The sequence below is a fragment of the Limosilactobacillus agrestis genome (assembly GCF_014145585.1).
GTDB lineage: Bacteria > Bacillota > Bacilli > Lactobacillales > Lactobacillaceae > Limosilactobacillus > Limosilactobacillus agrestis.
Map to the genome: position 1 here is coordinate 1 of NZ_JACIVF010000046.1, position 17,980 is coordinate 17,980.

Genomic DNA, 17,980 nt, shown 5'->3' on the forward strand with positions numbered 1-17,980 from the left:
CATATTCTTCAACAGCTTTAAGTTTAGTTTTAACGCTAATTTTGGTCATATAAAATACCCCCAGAGTTGATTTCCAACTCTGGGGGTACACGTCAAGAAGAATGGTGTTTTTTTAATCGCGAGCATTAATGTCTTTTCCAGCATTTGGATCTTTAACGTCATAATCGCTATCATTCATTGCTTCAACGGCCCCCATGCGATATCCATTACCGACCTGGCTAAAAAAATCGTGGTTAGAAGTTGAAGTCGAAATTCCGTTCATAACAACTGGGTTTACGTCCGAAGCAGTATCAGGAAATAATGGATCTTGACCAAGGTTCATAAGGGCTTTGTTAGCATTGTAACGGATAAAGGTTAAGACATCATCTGTCCAGCCGATCTGATCATAAAGAAGGTGAGTGTACTTTTCTTCATTATCATAAAGTTCATAAAGAAAGTTATACATCCAGTCCTTCATGTCTTGTTGTTGCTTTTCAGTACGATCACGTAATCCGACTTGGAACTTGTATCCAATATATGTTCCGTGAACTGATTCATCCCGTAAAATTAGCTTGATGATTTCAGCAACGTTGTTTAACTTGTTGTGTCCAAGATAATATAAAGGAGTATAGAAACCAGAATAGAACAAGAACGTTTCAAGGAAAACATTAGCCACTTTCTTTTTTAATGGATCTTGGCTTGGATCAAGATACATATTAGCAATCTTTACAGCTTTATTTTGTAAGTATTCTTCAGTATCCGACCATTCAAAAATTTCTTTAATTTGATCTGGAGTATTAAGGGTAGAGAAGATTGTTGAGTAACTCTTAGCATGAACCGATTCCATGAATTGAATATTGTTAAGAACGGCTGTTTCATGAGGTGTTTTGATATCTTCTTTAAGGGCCGTTAAGCCAGCCTCTGATTGAACAGTATCAAGAAGGGTTAAGCCACCGAAAACATGGCCAACTGTCCATTGATGATCATCATCTAGTTCACGCCAATCATCCATATCATTAGCAACAGGAATTCGGGTATCAAGCCAGAATTGCTCTGTTAGTTTTTCCCATGTGGCTTTATCGATCATGTCAGAAACTTCATTCCAATTGATCGCTTTATATTGATTTACAGGTTTAAATTCTTCCAGTTTCATTGATTGAGCTCCTCCAAATACGTTGTTTTTTGGTAAAAACTTCTACCTAAAAACCATTTGTATACATAATATCAAGTTTACCAATGCCCAACGTTTAAATCAAATTCTGATTAGGCTTAGATAACACAGCTTTCACATTGATTTGCACCAATCTCATCACGATCATCAGTAAATGTTCGAATGTAGTAGATTGACTTGATACCTCGTTTATAAGCATAGTGCCGTAAGATATTTAGATCACGGGTAGTCATTTTATCCGTGCGTCCATTCTTCCATTCATAAAGACCAGCAGGGATTGTTGAACGCATGAAAAGGGTCATTGAAAGTGATTGATCGACATGTTGCTGAGCAGCAGCGTATGTATCAATTACTTTTCGCATATCCATATCATAAGCTGAGTGATAGTAAGGCATTGTATCGTTTGAAAGATATGGAGCCGGATAATAAATTTTACCGATCATCTTTTCCTGCCGTTCTTCAATCCGGTTAATAATCGGATGTAAACTAGCAGTTGAATCATTAATGTAAGAAGTTGAACCATTTGGTGCTACAGCAAGCCGGTATTGATTATAAAGGCCATCTTTCATTACATTTTCTTTTAATTTTTTCCAATCTTCAATTCCAGGAATGAAGATACCTTTAAAAAGATCTTTAACAACATCAGATTGTGGTCCCCAATTCTTAGTGACGTATTTTTCAAAATAGGAACCATCTGCATATTTACTATTCTCAAAATCATGGAAAGCTTCTTGACGCTCTTTGGCAATTTCATTTGATGCTACTAATGACCAATAGTTTAAGAGCATAAAGTAAACACCTGTAAATTCAATTGCAACTGGACTTCCGTATTGAATATGGTGCTTAGCGAGGTAGCTATGCAATCCCATTGCTCCTAAGCCAACTGAATGGGCAAGGCGATTTCCGTTTTGAATAGTTGGAACAACATCTAGGTCTTCTACATCACTAATTCGGGTAAGTCCCCGCATCATAGCCTTAACCGATTTACCAAAGTTAGGACTTTCCATCATATTAGCAATGTTGGTTGAACCAAGATTACAACTGATATCAATTCCCATTTCTGAATATGATTGATCATCACCTACTCGAGCTGGTACTTGTACTTGAGCAATCTCTGAACATAAATTACTCATCACAATTTTTCCATCAATCGGATTATCCCGGTTTTCAGTATCAATATTTATAATATAAGGATAACCTGATTCTTGTTGAAGCTTACTGATTTCGTCCTCCAAGTCCCGGGCGTTGACTTTCTTCTTTCGAATATCATTGTTTGCTACTAAATTGTCATATTCTTTGGTGATATCGACATAGGAGAACGGCATCCCATATACTCGTTCAACATCATAGGGACTAAACAAGTACATATCAGCATTTTGTTCTACTAATTCATAAAACTTATCAGGAACAGTAATTCCAAGTGAAAGTGTCTTTAAGCGAATCTTTTCATCAGCATTTTCCTTTTTTGCTCCTAAGAATTCAATGATATCAGGGTGAAAGACACTAAGATAGACGACTCCAGCTCCCTGGCGTTGTCCAAGTTGATTGGAATAGGAGAAACTATCTTCTAAGAGCTTCATTACAGGAACAACTCCACTGGCAGCACCTTGTATTTTTTTAATCGGTGCACCAGCTTCACGAAGGTTACTTAAATTGATTCCAACACCACCACCAATTTTAGAAAGTTGGAGGGCAGAATTAATTGTTCGGCCGATGGTATTCATATCGTCGGTCGTTTGAATGGCAAAACAACTAACAAATTCACCACGACGTTTGCGCCCAACATTAAGGAAGGTTGGAGTCGCAGGTTGATAACGTTGGTGGATGAGTTCATCAGCAAGTTGCATTGCTAACTCCTTATTACCATTAGCGAGGTAAAGAGCATTCATTGCGACCCGATCGATATAGTTTTCAAGGTAGTATTCTTTATCATTTGTTCGTAAGGCATATTGAGCATAAAACTTATAAGCGGCCATAAAAGAATGGAAGTGAAAATCTTGTGCTTTTAAATAATCGTAAAGTTTTTCAATAAATGCTTCACTATATTTATTCATAAATCCCTTTTCAATGTAATCATTCTCTTCTAACCATTGAAAGCGTTCTTTTAGTGAAGAAAATTTTTTGGTATTCGGCTCAACATTATTTTTGATAAAGTCTTTCAAGGCCAATTTATCTTTATCTAGTTGGATTTGACCGTTTTTGGGGATATTTACTTCGTTGTTATAATCATAATATTTAACTTTGGTCATATCGATATCGGATAACGCCATATTAATAACTCACTTTCTGAATTAATTCAATTATGTCAATAAAGAAGCCAGCACACCAATAGCGCATTGATGCCTGGCCAAATATTAGTTTATTTAAACTTAGGCAAGTTGGTTTAATTGATCAGGACGAAAACCAGAAAAAGCCTGCCCATTAGGAAGCTTTACAACTGGAGTCGCCATAAAACCTTCAGACTTAAGTTGCGATATGTATTCTGGTTGTTCATCGATGTTGTGTTCAATAAATGAAATTTTGTGCTGCTCAAGGAAACGTTTTGTCATCTTGCATTGGATACAATTATTTTTTGAAAATACAGTTACCATCTTTTTGAGGCCTCCTAAACGATTAGTCGATGTTTTCTAGTATAATGATGAATCAGAAAAAATCAATAAAAAAAGCACTATATTTCGTGCTAGCAAAATAGTGAAACACAATATATAGTGCTTGAACTGGTAATTAACACCTGTGAAACTTTTTTGATGAATTACTTAAGCAGGTGATTAATAAAATTTATTTGAAAAACTAGTCTATTATTATACACTGAAAAGTAGGGGAATTTTAAGTAGTTGGAGAAAAAGAATGGAAAAAAATAATTCGTCACTGTATGAACAACAAAAATTTATGAAAATGGCTATTGCGGAAGCCAAACAGGCCAGAATTTTAGATGAAGTTCCGATTGGGGCAGTTGTTGTCTGCAATGGACAGGTAATTGGACGTGGTCATAATATGCGTGAAAAGTTTCAAGATGTTACCTATCATGCAGAAATGCTTGCTATTATGGAAGCATGCACGAATTTAGGAAGTTGGCGGCTAGAGGATTGTGACTTATATGTTACGTTAGAGCCGTGTATTATGTGTAGCGGTGCGATTATCAATGCACGGATAAAAAATGTTTATTATGGAGCATTTGATCCGAAAGCCGGGGCGGTTGATAGCTTGTACCACCTCTTAAATGATTCACGCCTGAACCATCAAGTTAATGTCTATTCTGGTATTTTAGGGGATGAGTGTAGTCAAATGTTAAAAAATTTTTTCCGTGAAATTCGGCAGCGTCGTAAAGAAGCCCGCCGAAAAAATAAGACTAACCCCTAGTAATTTAAAGAAAAATAGTGTATTATACTATTTGCCGTAAGGCCTTAGAGCAAGGGTATGCTTACGAACCGTGTCAGGTCTGGAAGGAAGCAGCACTAAGTATGATATACCTTGTGCTCTAAGTTTTATTGATAATTAAGTCGACTCGTAATGGTTTATTGCGGGTCTTTTTTATTTTTAAATTTTCGTTAAAATATAATTTAACTACTTTATGTGCTTAATTCCTTGTATAATATTTTATAGTATTTTAAATTCAGAAAGGGAGTCTAGCGATGAGTTATCAGGCATTATATCGTGTCTGGCGACCACAGCGATTCGATGATCTTGTCGGTCAACAGATTGTTACAAGAACCCTAAAAAACGCAATTATCACTCACCAGATAAGCCATGCATACTTGTTCGCTGGTCCACGTGGTACTGGTAAAACCTCAGCGGCAAAAATTTTTGCTAAGGCGGTTAATTGCCATCATTCTAAGGATGGTGAACCATGTAATGAGTGTGAGATTTGTAAGGCAATTACGAACGGTCAATTGAATGATGTAATTGAAATTGATGCTGCTTCTAATAATGGGGTTGAAGAAATTCGTGATATTCGGGATAAGGCAAAATATGCTCCTACTCAGGCGGATTATAAAGTTTATATAATTGATGAAGTTCATATGCTTTCAACGGGAGCCTTTAATGCATTATTAAAGACTCTTGAAGAACCACCCGCCAATGTGATTTTTATTCTTGCAACTACAGAACCCCATAAAATTCCTTTAACGATTATTTCGCGGGTTCAACGATTTGATTTCAGACGAATTTCAGTAGAAGATGCATTTAATCGAATGAAATATATCCTCAATCAAAAGGAAGTTACTTATGATGAGAAAGCATTATGGGTAATTGCAAATGCAGCTGAAGGAGGAATGCGGGATGCGTTGAGTATCCTTGACCAGGTTCTTTCTTTCAGTGATAATGAGGTAAAGTTGGACGATGCGTTACTAGTTACGGGAAGTGTTACTAAACAGTTATTAAAAAAGTACTTTTTGGAAATTAGTAAGCATGAAGGGGCGACTGCTCTTGATACTATGAAAGATATTTTGGATGAAGGAAAAGACGGTCAGCGCTTTATTGAGGACTTGATTTCCTTTATTCGTGACATCTTGTTGTACCAAGAGTCGCCGAGTTTGATTAGTGTTGAAAGCACAGGACTAAAAAAGGAAGACTTTGAGGAGATTGTTCAACTTGCTCCTTCAGAGACCCTATACCAGATGATTGATGAACTAAACAACATTCAGGAAGAAATGCGTTTTACGACTCATCCAGATGTATATCTAGAAGTTCTTACAATTAAGCTTGCACAAATCAAATCACAAAAAAATACTCAATTAACACCAATGACCTCTTTGGCTACCAATCCTGAGGCTGATAAAACTATTGAAAAATTACAACAGGAAATTCAGCAATTGCAGCAAACAGTTAAGCAATTACAGGATGCTCCTTCAAAGGATAGTCGACCATTACCGCGTCAACAAAATGAGCAGCCACGAGTGCAACAAAAGAAAGTACAGGTTAATCTCAATAAGATTTACCCGGTACTAGAAAATGCTACTCGTCAAGATTTGATAAATGTCCGTGAGTTGTGGGGAGATATGTTGAACTTATTATCAGTGCCACAACGATCCTTACTCCATGTTTCGCAACCAGTTGCGGCTAGTGCCGTCGGGATAATCGTTGCCTTTGATTATCCTTTCTTGTTCCAGCAGGCTGCTGATGACACGACGTTGTTAAAAAATATGGAGAGTGCTTTACAACGTTTAACGGGCAATGAACGGCAAGTTGTTTTTGTGCCTAAGGATAAATGGCCAAGAATTCGTCAGGACTTTATTAAGGATCATGGCTTTGGTAATAAACAACCAAAGGCACAGGATTCTAAGCGAAATGCACAGGCTACTAGTGGGAGTGAACAATCACCTGTTATTCCGTCTGTGACCAGGGATGAACCACCGCTACCGTCAGAAGGGGAAACGCCGACTGCAGAGATAGCGCCTCAGGAAGATAATCAAGTAGCAACAGCACAGAAGTTATTTGGTAGTGATATTGTTAAAATAGAAGATAATTAAGAAAAAGGATGGATGATATTATGATGCGTGGAATGAATATGCAGCAAATGATGAAGCAAGCTAAGGCAATGCAAAAGAAAATGATGGCAGAACATGAAGAACTTGCTAAGCAGGAATTTGTGGGGAAAGCACCAGATGATATGGTGACTGCAACATTTAGCGGGGATAACCAATTAGTTGACTTAAAGATTAAGCCAGAAGCAGTTGATCCAGATGACATTGATATGCTTCAGGACTTAGTAATTGCTGCTGTAAAAGATGGAATGAAGCAAGTTAACGATGCTACGCAACAAAAGCTTGGTAAATATACACAAGGTATGGGGTTGTAAAAGGTGATCCAATATCCAGAACCATTAGCAAAATTAATTGAAAGTTATACTAAGTTGCCAGGAATCGGCCAAAAGACCGCAACACGGTTGGCGTTCTATACTCTCAGTATGCAAGAAGATGATGTAACGAACTTTGCTAAATCTCTTCTGTCTGCTAAAAGAGATCTTCATAACTGTAGTATTTGTGGCAATATTACCGAAAGTGATCCTTGTCCAATTTGCCGTGATAAGACTCGTGACCATTCGCAAATTTTAGTTGTTGAGCAGTCACAAGACGTTATGGCAATGGAACGAATGCATGAATATCATGGCTTATACCATGTTCTTCATGGTGTTATTTCGCCAGTTGCAGGAACAGGTCCCGAAGATATTAATATTACAAGTTTACTTAAACGGTTAAAGAAAGATGATGAAGTAAAAGAAATTATTATTGCGACGAATGCTTCATCTGATGGTGAGTTAACAGCCGGTTACCTTGCCAAGTTAATTAAGCCTGCGGGAATTAAAGTTACTCGGTTAGCGCATGGGTTATCAGTTGGTGCTGATATTGACTATGCTGATGAGATGACGTTATTCAAAGCAGTACAAGGGCGAACGGAGATGTAAGAGAATGTTTTTTAAACGGCCGGCGAGAGAAGTGGAACACGAACGAAATCAACGCCTTTTAGAAGCGGTGTACTCTACTAAGGCTAGTTGGGATCATGCACGTGAAACTGAACGGGCGGTGTATGAAGCAAACGTTAATAGTGAGCTTCATTACCGTTCTCGGATTCAAGAACAAAAATTTTTATACCTATATAAGATTGCTCGTAAATTTAAAGTCCATGGAACGTTAAATGATGGAGTAATTGATCGTTAGGAGAGAGAAATGGACGGTAAATTTATATCATTTGAAGGGCCAGATGGAGCTGGTAAGACAAGCGTAATCCGACAGATTCAACAAAAATTAGTAGACCAGCTTGGCGCAGAAAAAGTTATGTATACTCGTGAACCGGGCGGAAATAAGATTTCTGAGCAAATTCGTCAGATCTTATTTGATGGGCAGAATACCGATATGGATGGCCGGACGGAAGCCTTGTTATTTGCCGCAGCTCGTCGGCAACACATTGTTTCAGAAATAATTCCAGGCCTGCAAGCAGGCAAAGTTATTTTGTGTGATCGATTTATCGATAGCTCCATTGCTTACCAGGGAGCTGGTCGTGGCCTTGGCGAAAAAGAAATTTGGCAGATTAATCAGTTTGCAATTGATGGGTTGATGCCTATATTGACAATTTACCTTGATATTGAATCGGAGGTTGGTTTAAGACGGATAGCCGAGCATCGTGCCAATCAAGTTAATCGATTGGATAAGGAAAAGCTTGATTTTCATCGCACTGTTCGACAATCTTACTTAAAACTTTACAAAAATTATCCAGGACGAATAAAGTTAATTGATGCAAGCCAGCCATTAGAAAAAGTAATTGAGGATGTACAAGCAACAATTCATGACCGGTTTTCAGACTTATTTTAATAAAAAGGGTGATTAATAATGAAAATGATTATTGCAATTGTTCAATCAAAAGATAGCAATCGTTTACGGAAAGCATTTAATAAAGCTGATATTCATGTTACTCAATTATCAACAACTGGTGGTTTCCTTCGTGAAGGCAATGCAACATTTTTAATTGGGATTGAGGACGAACGTGTTCAAGAAGTCCTATCAGTAATTAAGGAAAATGCCGAGTCACGTGAACAGTATGTTACCTCACAAATGCATATGGATGTTGAGGGAGGTTCGGCATTTCCGGTCAATGTAAAGATTGGTGGCGCAACTGTCTTTGTCTTGCCGGTAGAAGACTTCATTAAATTTTAAGTGGGTGAAGATGGTTGGCTGAACAAGGACAAACACGTGCGGAAAAATTACAACCAGCAATAATTACTCGTTTTCAAAAAATATTATCAAATAAAGAACTTGCCCATGCTTATTTGTTGGTTGGGCAAGGTGGTTCAGGAAAGATGTCAATTGCCCAGTGGTTATCGTTACGGTTATTTTGTCTTCATCCCCAAGACAATAAACCAGACTTAACTTGTGCCGAATGTCAGCGAATCTTATCTGGAAACCATCCTGACGTTGTTTATGCTGCTCCAGAAGGGCGTCAAATCAAAGTTGACGAGATTCGGCATTTAAAAGCAGAGTTTTCTAAGAGTGCGGTGGAAGGCAATAAGAAAATTTTTATTATTAAAGATGCTGATAAAATGACAAACGGTGCAGCGAATAGTCTTCTTAAGTTTATTGAAGAACCAGGGGCTGGCGTTTATATTTTTATGCTTACGACTAATAAAAGTGCTGTTTTACCAACGATTCGATCACGAACACAGGTAGTTGAACTACCACCATTAAAACGAGATGCATTGTTAACCGTTCTAACTGAACATAATATTCCACAATCCCAACAACAGATTGCTGTTGGAATTACAGATTCCGTCGCAATGATTGAACAATGGCAAGAAGATAATTGGTTTGAGAGTGCGATTAAAGGAGTCATTCAGTGGTATCAGGATACGACGCGAAATGGGATGTTAGGCTTTGTTGATGTTCAGACAATTCTGCAAAAATTAGCTACCGACCGGGATAAACAACAAGTAGTTCTGGACCTAATTACCTTAATCTGGCGTGATACTCTAATGGTCAATTCGGAAATTAAAGTTGCCAACCGCCTTCATTTTAATAATATTTTAGGAGAAATAGGTGAAGTAGTTAAAAAATACTCTCCACAACAATTGTTAGCAGCTAGTCAGTTAACGTTGGAAACTCGTCACATGTTAGAACAAAATATTAGTTTTCAAAATATTGTTGAACAATTGACGATTCGGCTTGTGCAGGTTTTAAGCATTAGTTAGGGGCGAAAAGATGAGTGAAGAATATAGTTCAGATAATCTTTATGAACAATTTGCGCAGGTGATGAACCAGACCCAGGATTTGGTTAGTAAAATGGAGCAACTACAGGCAAAAATTATTGCTATCTCTGAAGAAAATGTGGAACTATCAATTGAAAACAAGCATTTACGTCAGATGATTAAAGAAAAGCAGCCGCACCATAGCGAAAATCAATTATCCGGATCACGGCAAAATTTAAAAGAGCTTTACCAACAGGGATTTCATGTTTGTAGTGAATACTATGGTAAACGCCTTGAACCGAATGAATCGTGTACCTTTTGCTTAGATGCAATATTTGGACATGAACAAGGAATGACAAAATAGGAGATAGTATGCAGCAAATTAGTAGTTTTAATGATCACCAATCAGGAAATTTATATTTAGTTCCAACACCAATTGGAAACTTAGATGATATGACTTTCCGGGCAATTAAAACTTTGAAAGAAGTGGATCTGATCGCTGCTGAAGATACCCGTCATACTCAGCAACTATTAAACCATTTTGATATATCGACCCGGCAAATCAGTTTTCATGAGCATAATACTGAACAACGTGTTCCAGAATTAATTGAAAAATTAAAGGCTGGTTATTCGATTGCGCAGTGCAGTGATGCCGGGATGCCTTCGATTTCTGACCCCGGCATAGAGTTGGTAGCAGCGGCAGTTAAAGAAGGACTACCGGTAATTCCGCTCCCAGGGGCTAATGCCGGCTTAACGGCTTTAATTGCTTCAGGGTTAGTTCCTCAGCCGTTTTACTTTTTTGGCTTTTTAGAACGTAAACATCAACAACAAATTACGGCTCTTGAACAGTTGAAAAATCGTGAGGAAACGATGGTCTTTTATGAAGCTCCTCACCGCTTAAAAAAGACCTTGGCTACGATGACGGAAGTTTTTGGTGATGAAAGACGGGTTGTCTTAGCCCGAGAGCTTACTAAACGTTATGAAGAATTTACCAGAGGAACGCTGGCTGAAGTAACTGCCTGGTTTGAAGAACATCAACCACGCGGAGAATTCGTTATTCTAGTAGCAGGGAATGAACATCCCACAGTGACAAAGGATAATGCTCTTGAATTGCCATTAACCGAGCAGGTTGATCAAGAAATTTTAAATGGCCTTTCTACTAATGCGGCTATTAAGTTGGTGGCAAAGAAAAACAATATTAAACGTCAGGAATTGTATAAACAATATCATCAATTGTAGGAGAAAAGTATGGAATTAAAGCAGGAAGCACAGATATTTGAAATGCCACACTTACTAACATATTATGAGTGTGATGAGACAGGGAATCCAAGCATGAGTATGATATTAAGCATGATTTCCATGGTTTCAGATGAGCATAGTATGTTTTTAGGGATGGGAACTGAAGAAGTACACGCTACTGGTGGTACTTGGGTAGTAAGTGGCTATGAAGGACATCTTTCTTCAAAGCAACCTACCTTTGGTGAAACAGTTATTTTAGGAACCCAAGCCGTTTCTTATAACCGTTTTTTTGCCGTTCGTGATTTTTGGATAACAGATAAAGAACACCAGATTGAATATGCGCGAATTAGGTCGATTTTTGTGTTTATGAATCTAAGGACTCGGCGAATGCAATCAATTCCATCAGCCTTAATTGAACCGTTTAATGCTCCTATTGCTAAACGGATCCCTCGTCTAAAGCGACCTCAAAAATTGGATGAAAATGCTCCGGTAATAAAGAAGGATTATCGAGTTCGTTATTTTGACCTGGATGCTAATCACCATGTTAATAATGCTCGTTATTTTGACTGGCTTCTAGATCCTCTTGGCCGTGATTTCCTACGAGAAAATCAGATAAAGAGCTTTAATTTGCAGTATCTTCAAGAGGTGCGCAATGGGGAAATTGTGGAAAGTAAAGTTAATAAACTTCAAACAAATGATGAAAAAGTAACTTACCATCAGATTGGTGTTGGTGAGCAGAATGATGCAATTGCTGAAATAGAATGGTATTAAAAAAATTAATCAATGGATGATAGCGACTGGTTTCTAAGCAGGAAATTAGTTGCTATTTTATTTTTTAGTCCTAAATTCCTAAATATGGACGAAAGGATCTTGAATGGTTAAATGTAGAGACATTTAAAGGAAGATGATATTCTATGAATAGTAGTAATTATGAGGAGTGAGTTGACGTGAAAAGATCTTTAACGGCGATTATTTACCTCGAACCCGACCAGGTTAATTTACGGATTATTGAGATACCTACTTTAAAAGTGATAAATAATATTCGATCGGGCCTTCTAAATATCGGAAACGCTAAAGTTGCTAATTATTCAGAAAATATGCCTACAATTGTTAACAATATTGAAGGATTTAAACAGATTATCAATGATTATCAAGCAACCTCAGTTAAGTTTTATGGCGACTTAGAAGACCTTGACCCTGTTGCAGCCCGGTATGTGGCCGACCAGTTAGAAGTTCGGACAGGATTACAGATTGAATGGTTAAATAATAACCAACTAATGGCACAGTCAATGAGTTACCTTTTAACCTTATTGCCAAATTTTGAGAAACTTAGTAAGCACAATATGTATCTTTTAAGCATCGGCCTTAGCTCAACTACCTTAGCTTATTTTCATCATGGAAGCTTTGAACGTGCATGGGATATTGATCTTGGAAATGCAAAAATCAGTTATTTGGTGGGCCGTCTCCGAAAAACTGCTACTAATCCAACTGAAATTATTCAAGATTACATTAGTAGTAAATTAGAGTATTTAACTCCAGAACTGACAAAGAAAAAGCATACAGTAATGATGGTGCAAAACGCCCTCTCACTCAATAAACTATTTTTACCAAATGATCAGCAAATTGCTGAAGTATCGCTAGATGAATTTCATGATGATTACCAAAAAATTTTATCGCCAGTAAAAGATGGCTTGATGAAAAATATTCAGATTGATGATCAGCAATTTGAATTATTATTACCAAATTATTTGGTAACGGCGCGAACGGTTCGCTTAATTCAACCAGCCGGCCTTTATGTAACTGATATTTCGACAATGGATGGAATTTCCCATGGGATTGGGGTTGCCAATCCTAAAACAAGACGTCAAATTAATGAAATGATCAGAACCGCTACTGATAATATTTCTTCACGATACGGTGTTGATTCGGCTCATCGGGATTTTGTAACACGCTTTTCACTCCAATTTTTTGATCAATTACGCCCAATTCATCGTCTTGGTCAACATGAGCGATTGTTATTAGAAATTGCTAGTAAAATTGATGACATTGGTAATTTTATTAATCAACGGGGGCACTACCGCCACTCTGCATATATTATGGAGGCTATTTCTCTAATCGGCCTTTCGGATAAAGATAATCGAATTATTGCTGAAGTGGCAAGATATCATAGTGCAGAATCGCCAAATATTAGTCAAGCTCATTACCGCCACCTCGATGATGAGATCCAGATGCCAGTAGCAAAATTAGCCGCCATTTTGCGATTAGTGGATGCATTAGATGATTCACGGTTGCAAAAAATTTCAAGTATCAAATTGAAGTTAGTAGAAGATGGCCGTTTAATTATTAAAGCAACAGCTAATGATGACCTTGTCCTGGAAAAGTGGTCTTTTAGTGAAAAGTCGCAATTATTTAAGGATGTATACGGAATTGAACCGGTTTTAACGGAGAGGAACGATCATTAAAATGTATAAGGAGTTTTATAAGCCACAGAATTATGTTAATCGGGAATTGAGTTGGATTGACTTTAATGGTCGGGTACTAGGAGAGGCTACTGATACTGCCAATCCATTGTTAGAACGTGCTAACTTCTTAGGAATTACTCAAAGCAATGTTGATGAATTCTTTATGGTGCGTGTTGCATCGCTTCATAAGCTTGCTGCTGCCAATGTCACTACTACTGATGCATCTGGTTTAACCCCAGAAGAGCAGTTAGATGCGGTAAACGAAAAAGAGCACCGAATGGTTAAGCAACGCTACGAAGTGTATAACCAGCAAATCATTCCCGAACTTGCAAGAAACAATATCCAGATTATTCATGTCCATAAACTTGATGAGAAGCAATATGAATTTATTCGTCGGTACTTTAATGATGAGTTGATGCCAGTTTTAACTCCCATGGCAGACGATGCCTCACGACCGTTTCCTTTTATCTCTAACAATTCCTTAAATATTGCTGTTCAACTGCAACGTCAGATCCATTTAACAACTAACCCAGTTGCAGAGATTTTAGAAGGGGATCAGGAAGTCCATCGTCCGCAAGTGGAACCACATGATGATCGACAGGAAGCAGATATCAAATTTGCAACAGTCCGTGTTCCAGAAATCTATAATAGGTTAGTACGGTTGCCAGGAGAAAATAGTTTTATTTTGATTGATGAAATTATTACTGAATTCCTTAGTGCCCTTTTTCCTGGATATGAGATATTAGCTACTGCATCATATCGAGTTATGCGGGATATGGACTTAGATGTGGCCGAAGAAGATACATCTGATTTGCTCCGAGCAGTCAAACGGCAATTGCGGGAACGGGAACATGGCCAGGTGATGCGTCTAGAGGTTCCAGCCTCAGTTGATAAATGGTTAAAGGATCAGTTAATTGATAATCTTCATGTAAGTGAACGATCACTATATGAAGTAGATGGTCCTGTCGATTTAACTTTTTTGAAAAAATTATCGGGGATGGTTGATGGTCATGATGACCTCCGCTATCCGCCATATAAGCCCTACCTCAATCCAGCGTTAGATATGGATCATAATATTTTTTCTTCGATTCGCCAGAAAGATTACTTAATGCAACACCCCTATGATAATTTTCAGGCAGTGGTTAATTTTATTCATCAGGCGGCAATCGATCCCGAAGTTTTAGCAATTAAGATGACACTTTACCGGGTCTCTGGTAATTCGCCGATCATTAAGTACCTTGGAATGGCAGCCCAACAGGGAAAGCAAGTAACGGTATTAGTTGAAGTTAAGGCGCGGTTTGATGAACGAAATAATGTTCGCTGGGCGCAACGCCTTGAACAAATGGGATGCCACGTTATTTACGGGTTAGTTGGCCTTAAAACGCACTGTAAAGTTGCTCTGGTTATTCGTCGTGATGAGGATGGGCTTCGGCGATATATGCACTTAGGGACTGGTAACTATAATGATGTAACGGCTCATTTTTATACTGATATGGGGTTGTTTACTTGTGATTATGAACTAGGTATTGATATGACGAATCTGTTTAATATGCTGTCAGGATTTGCACGTCCGGGATATTTCAATGAACTACGGGTATCGCCTGACGGAATCCGGAAGTTTATTAATGCAAAAATTGACGAGCAGATTAAAAATGTTAAAAATGGTAATCCAGCGTTAATTCGGATGAAGATGAACTCTTTATCTGATAAGCAAATTATTGCCCGCCTATATGCAGCTGCTGCTAGTGGAGTTAAGGTTGAATTATTGATTCGAGGAATTACCTGTCTCAGAAATGACTTACCGGAACTACATGGCAATATCGAGGTTCATTCGATTATTGGGCGGTTCCTTGAACACTCACGGATCTACTACTTTAAGAGTAATGGGCATGAAGAAGTTTACCTTGCAAGTGCAGATATGATGACAAGAAATCTTAATCGGCGGGTTGAAGAATTGTATCCCGTTACTCAGCCAGACACAAAGGCTCATGCAATTCACATTTTTAATGTTATGTGGAAAGATAATGTTAAAGCTCGTCGATTAGTAGGAGACCGTTATGAACGAATCGATCGTGGTGACGCCGCACCATTTAGTTCACAAGAATACTTTGTCAAACAAGCAATGAAATTGAATGCGCGTGAGAAAAAGGAGAAGAAAGCAAAAAAACATTTCTCTTCTGTTTTTGAAACTTTAACTCGCCATGTTCCCAATCTTCATTTAGATGAGCGAAAGGATGAGTGATTTATGAGTAATGAGCAGTACCTTGCAATTCTTGATTTAGGTTCAAATTCAGTTCGGCTTAAAATAACAAAAATTCAAGATAATGGAAGTTTTGAAACGGTTCAATATGAAAAAAGATATGTCCGTCTGGCTTCTAATATGGGACCGGAAAAAATGTTGAAGGCAACTCCCATAAAGAGAACAATTGAGGCCTTAAAAGAATTCCGTGCAATTTGTGACCGATATCAAAATAAGAGGCTGACAATTATTGCAGTGGCGACTGCTGCGGTTCGTCAAGCACAAAATCAACTGCAATTTCTTGAAAAAATTCAGCAAGAAACTGGTTTTGAAATTCATGTAATTAGTGGGGAACGAGAAGCATATCTTGATTATGTTGGGGTTAACCAGACTCTTCCAATTGATAAGGGAATAATTGTTGATACGGGGGGAGCAAGTATGGAATTGATCTCGGTGAATAATGGTGAAGCAGAAGAAACCGTTAGTATTCCAATTGGTTCCGTTAGCATTGCACAAACTTACCACCTTGAAGATCAAATTAATCCAGCAGATTTATTCGATGCCATGGTTAAAATTGATGAGGTTCTCTCTCAGCAGTTATGGCTGAATCGAATGCGAGAAACAAAAATTGTCGCACTCGGGGGATGTAATCGTACATTGGCAAAGGTATATCGATGGCAACAGGCCCTTAATCCTGAGGAGGTCAGACCAGTTCATGGACTAACAATGCGTTCAGAAGAAGCATTTTTGATTATGCGGCAGTTATTAGAGGCGGATCGACAAACGCGAGCAAGTTTCCGTGGGATTACTAAGGTACGAGCAGATGTAATCGTTGGAGGGTTGCTTCCCTTGATCTCACTTGTACGGCAGTTATCAATTAATGAGATTAGTTTTAGCAATAGTGGCCTAAGAGAAGGTTTACTATTTAAGTACCTTGAGCAGCAGATTAATTTTGGTCAGTTAAAATCTTCATTGTAAGAAAAAATCCTGATTAAATATTTACTATTTTTTACTAAATTTTACTAATTAGAAACAGTAAAACTGTGCTACAATCACTATGAAAGCTTTAGTTGGATCAAGGAGGAAACAAGATGTCAATTTTAGTTGCTGGTGGTGCCGGATATATCGGTTCCCATATGGTAAAAGATCTTATTGAAAATGGTGAGGATGTAGTAGTTGCTGATAACTTATCAACGGGTCACCGAGATGCTATTAATCCTAAGGCTAAGTTTTACGAAGGTGACATTCGTGATCGTCAATTCTTAGATAAGATTTTTGACAATGAAGATATTACCGCAGTTGTTCACTTTGCTGCTTTCTCAATTGTACCGGAATCAATGAGTAAGCCATTGAAGTACTTTGATAACAATACTGGTGGAATGATTACTTTGCTTGAAGCGATGCATGATCATGATATTAAGTATATTGTCTTTAGTTCAACTGCTGCTACTTATGGGGTTCCGGAACATATGCCAATTAAGGAAACAGACCCACAAAAGCCAATTAACCCATATGGCTTGAGTAAGTTAATGATGGAAGAAATGATGGCGTGGGCTGATAAGGCTTATGGTATTAAGTTTGTTGCTCTCCGCTACTTTAACGTTGCGGGGGCTGCTCCTGATGGTACAATCGGTGAAGACCACGGTCCCGAAACACACTTAGTTCCAATTATTCTTCAGGTTGCGCAAGGAAAACGTGATGAATTAAGTATCTTTGGGGACGATTACAACACCCCTGATGGTACGAATGTTCGTGATTATGTTCACGTTATGGATTTGGCAGATGCGCATATTCTTGCTATTAAGTATCTTGAGGAAGGTAATAAGAGTAATGCGTTTAATCTTGGTTCGTCTACCGGTTTCTCTAACAAGCAAATGCTAGAAGCAGCGCGTGAAGTTACGGGTAAACCTATTCCAGCTAAAATGGCCCCCCGTCGTCCAGGAGATCCAGATTCATTAGTGGCTGCTAGTGATAAGGCTCGTAGTATCCTTGGATGGAACCCTAAGTATGATGATGTTCACGATATTATTGCAACTGCGTGGAAGTGGCATTCAACTCATCCAAAGGGTTATGATGATCGCGACTAATAAACGGTTTTAAAATAATAAACAGGCTCTCAGTGACGTGTACCCTTAAAGTTGGAACCTGTATGTTCTTGCTTTATAAATATTTTTCTAGGCAACTAGATTCTGCTCATATTGAAGTGGAGTTTGGTT

At 38.1% G+C, this 17,980-nt stretch carries 18 protein-coding genes and 1 other RNA gene; 16 read left to right on the plus strand and 3 right to left on the minus strand.

Translation table 11 applies throughout. From position 1 onward, the window contains the following. Window positions 1-112: 112 nt before the first annotated feature. The 3 genes from nrdF to nrdH form a co-directional block, all read right to left on the minus strand. Entirely contained in the window at window positions 113-1,132 is a 1,020-nt protein-coding gene (gene nrdF / locus H5R88_RS03545) for a class 1b ribonucleoside-diphosphate reductase subunit beta (protein WP_182600252.1), read from the minus strand. Window positions 1,133-1,248: 116 nt separating this feature from the next. Further along, window positions 1,249-3,420 carry a class 1b ribonucleoside-diphosphate reductase subunit alpha gene (gene nrdE, locus H5R88_RS03550; RefSeq protein ID WP_182600253.1) on the minus strand — a complete coding sequence of 724 codons (2,172 nt, stop codon included), beginning with the start codon at window positions 3,418-3,420 and terminating at the stop codon, window positions 1,249-1,251. 99 nt (window positions 3,421-3,519) lie between these two features. Continuing rightward, complete coding sequence (nrdH, locus tag H5R88_RS03555; protein WP_003666324.1) at window positions 3,520-3,741, minus strand: glutaredoxin-like protein NrdH; 222 nt, start codon at window positions 3,739-3,741, stop codon at window positions 3,520-3,522. 256 nt (window positions 3,742-3,997) lie between these two features. On the opposite strand from nrdH, the gene tadA reads away from it, so the two are divergent. From tadA to galE, 16 genes are all read left to right on the plus strand, one after another. Continuing rightward, window positions 3,998-4,510 (plus strand): tRNA adenosine(34) deaminase TadA, encoded by a 513-nt coding sequence (gene tadA / locus H5R88_RS03560; protein ID WP_182600254.1) that lies wholly within the window; start codon window positions 3,998-4,000, stop codon window positions 4,508-4,510. A gap of 35 nt (window positions 4,511-4,545) precedes the next feature. Continuing rightward, an RNA gene (gene ffs / locus H5R88_RS03565) (signal recognition particle sRNA small type) lies at window positions 4,546-4,643 on the plus strand. A 139-nt stretch (window positions 4,644-4,782) separates the two neighbouring features. Next, window positions 4,783-6,618, plus strand: coding sequence for a DNA polymerase III subunit gamma/tau (gene dnaX / locus H5R88_RS03570; protein ID WP_182600255.1), 1,836 nt, complete (start codon window positions 4,783-4,785; stop codon window positions 6,616-6,618). Window positions 6,619-6,638: 20 nt separating this feature from the next. Further along, window positions 6,639-6,947, plus strand: a complete 309-nt coding sequence (locus H5R88_RS03575; RefSeq protein ID WP_231794977.1) for a YbaB/EbfC family nucleoid-associated protein — start codon at window positions 6,639-6,641, stop codon at window positions 6,945-6,947. Window positions 6,948-6,950: 3 nt separating this feature from the next. Continuing rightward, complete coding sequence (gene recR / locus H5R88_RS03580) at window positions 6,951-7,553, plus strand: recombination mediator RecR (RefSeq protein WP_182578731.1); 603 nt, start codon at window positions 6,951-6,953, stop codon at window positions 7,551-7,553. A gap of 4 nt (window positions 7,554-7,557) precedes the next feature. Beyond that, window positions 7,558-7,806: a YaaL family protein gene (locus tag H5R88_RS03585; protein ID WP_182578730.1), complete on the plus strand. Its 249-nt coding sequence runs from the start codon at window positions 7,558-7,560 to the stop codon at window positions 7,804-7,806. 9 nt (window positions 7,807-7,815) lie between these two features. After that, window positions 7,816-8,457, plus strand: a complete 642-nt coding sequence (tmk, locus tag H5R88_RS03590; protein ID WP_182578729.1) for a dTMP kinase — start codon at window positions 7,816-7,818, stop codon at window positions 8,455-8,457. 18 nt (window positions 8,458-8,475) lie between these two features. Then, window positions 8,476-8,799, plus strand: coding sequence for a cyclic di-AMP receptor DarA (darA, locus tag H5R88_RS03595; protein ID WP_182578728.1), 324 nt, complete (start codon window positions 8,476-8,478; stop codon window positions 8,797-8,799). A gap of 14 nt (window positions 8,800-8,813) precedes the next feature. Further along, entirely contained in the window at window positions 8,814-9,827 is a 1,014-nt protein-coding gene (holB, locus tag H5R88_RS03600) for a DNA polymerase III subunit delta' (RefSeq protein ID WP_182600257.1), read from the plus strand. A gap of 10 nt (window positions 9,828-9,837) precedes the next feature. Then, on the plus strand, window positions 9,838-10,188 hold the full coding sequence (locus tag H5R88_RS03605) for a DNA replication initiation control protein YabA (RefSeq protein ID WP_182578726.1): 351 nt from the start codon (window positions 9,838-9,840) through the stop codon (window positions 10,186-10,188). Between the two features lie 8 nt (window positions 10,189-10,196). Further along, the gene (gene rsmI / locus H5R88_RS03610) at window positions 10,197-11,063 is read left to right on the plus strand and encodes a 16S rRNA (cytidine(1402)-2'-O)-methyltransferase (RefSeq protein WP_182600258.1); all 867 of its coding nucleotides are present in this window, start codon (window positions 10,197-10,199) and stop codon (window positions 11,061-11,063) included. Window positions 11,064-11,072: 9 nt separating this feature from the next. Continuing rightward, window positions 11,073-11,834: an acyl-[acyl-carrier-protein] thioesterase gene (locus H5R88_RS03615; protein ID WP_182600259.1), complete on the plus strand. Its 762-nt coding sequence runs from the start codon at window positions 11,073-11,075 to the stop codon at window positions 11,832-11,834. 176 nt (window positions 11,835-12,010) lie between these two features. Further along, window positions 12,011-13,525, plus strand: coding sequence for an exopolyphosphatase (locus H5R88_RS03620; RefSeq protein ID WP_182600260.1), 1,515 nt, complete (start codon window positions 12,011-12,013; stop codon window positions 13,523-13,525). Window position 13,526: 1 nt separating this feature from the next. After that, on the plus strand, window positions 13,527-15,767 hold the full coding sequence (locus tag H5R88_RS03625) for an RNA degradosome polyphosphate kinase (protein WP_182578722.1): 2,241 nt from the start codon (window positions 13,527-13,529) through the stop codon (window positions 15,765-15,767). Window positions 15,768-15,770: 3 nt separating this feature from the next. Beyond that, on the plus strand, window positions 15,771-16,742 hold the full coding sequence (locus H5R88_RS03630; protein WP_182600261.1) for a Ppx/GppA family phosphatase: 972 nt from the start codon (window positions 15,771-15,773) through the stop codon (window positions 16,740-16,742). A 113-nt stretch (window positions 16,743-16,855) separates the two neighbouring features. Next, window positions 16,856-17,851, plus strand: a complete 996-nt coding sequence (galE, locus tag H5R88_RS03635) for a UDP-glucose 4-epimerase GalE (protein ID WP_182578720.1) — start codon at window positions 16,856-16,858, stop codon at window positions 17,849-17,851. Window positions 17,852-17,980 lie beyond the last annotated feature (129 nt).

What these genes read in the sequence shown, in the direction of transcription:
- rsmI (WP_182600258.1), top strand. Translation starts at nt 10,197, where the DNA reads ATGCAGCAAATTAGTAGTTTTAATGATCACCAATCAGGAAATTTATAT.
- H5R88_RS03605 (WP_182578726.1), top strand. Translation starts at nt 9,838, where the DNA reads ATGAGTGAAGAATATAGTTCAGATAATCTTTATGAACAATTTGCGCAG.
- H5R88_RS03585 (WP_182578730.1), top strand. Translation starts at nt 7,558, where the DNA reads ATGTTTTTTAAACGGCCGGCGAGAGAAGTGGAACACGAACGAAATCAA.
- dnaX (WP_182600255.1), top strand. Translation starts at nt 4,783, where the DNA reads ATGAGTTATCAGGCATTATATCGTGTCTGGCGACCACAGCGATTCGAT.
- H5R88_RS03630 (WP_182600261.1), top strand. Translation starts at nt 15,771, where the DNA reads ATGAGTAATGAGCAGTACCTTGCAATTCTTGATTTAGGTTCAAATTCA.
- H5R88_RS03615 (WP_182600259.1), top strand. Translation starts at nt 11,073, where the DNA reads ATGGAATTAAAGCAGGAAGCACAGATATTTGAAATGCCACACTTACTA.
- galE (WP_182578720.1), top strand. Translation starts at nt 16,856, where the DNA reads ATGTCAATTTTAGTTGCTGGTGGTGCCGGATATATCGGTTCCCATATG.
- tmk (WP_182578729.1), top strand. Translation starts at nt 7,816, where the DNA reads ATGGACGGTAAATTTATATCATTTGAAGGGCCAGATGGAGCTGGTAAG.
- tadA (WP_182600254.1), top strand. Translation starts at nt 3,998, where the DNA reads ATGGAAAAAAATAATTCGTCACTGTATGAACAACAAAAATTTATGAAA.
- nrdE (WP_182600253.1), bottom strand. Translation starts at nt 3,420, where the DNA reads ATGGCGTTATCCGATATCGATATGACCAAAGTTAAATATTATGATTAT.
- nrdF (WP_182600252.1), bottom strand. Translation starts at nt 1,132, where the DNA reads ATGAAACTGGAAGAATTTAAACCTGTAAATCAATATAAAGCGATCAAT.
- H5R88_RS03625 (WP_182578722.1), top strand. Translation starts at nt 13,527, where the DNA reads ATGTATAAGGAGTTTTATAAGCCACAGAATTATGTTAATCGGGAATTG.
- H5R88_RS03575 (WP_231794977.1), top strand. Translation starts at nt 6,639, where the DNA reads ATGATGCGTGGAATGAATATGCAGCAAATGATGAAGCAAGCTAAGGCA.
- nrdH (WP_003666324.1), bottom strand. Translation starts at nt 3,741, where the DNA reads ATGGTAACTGTATTTTCAAAAAATAATTGTATCCAATGCAAGATGACA.
- darA (WP_182578728.1), top strand. Translation starts at nt 8,476, where the DNA reads ATGAAAATGATTATTGCAATTGTTCAATCAAAAGATAGCAATCGTTTA.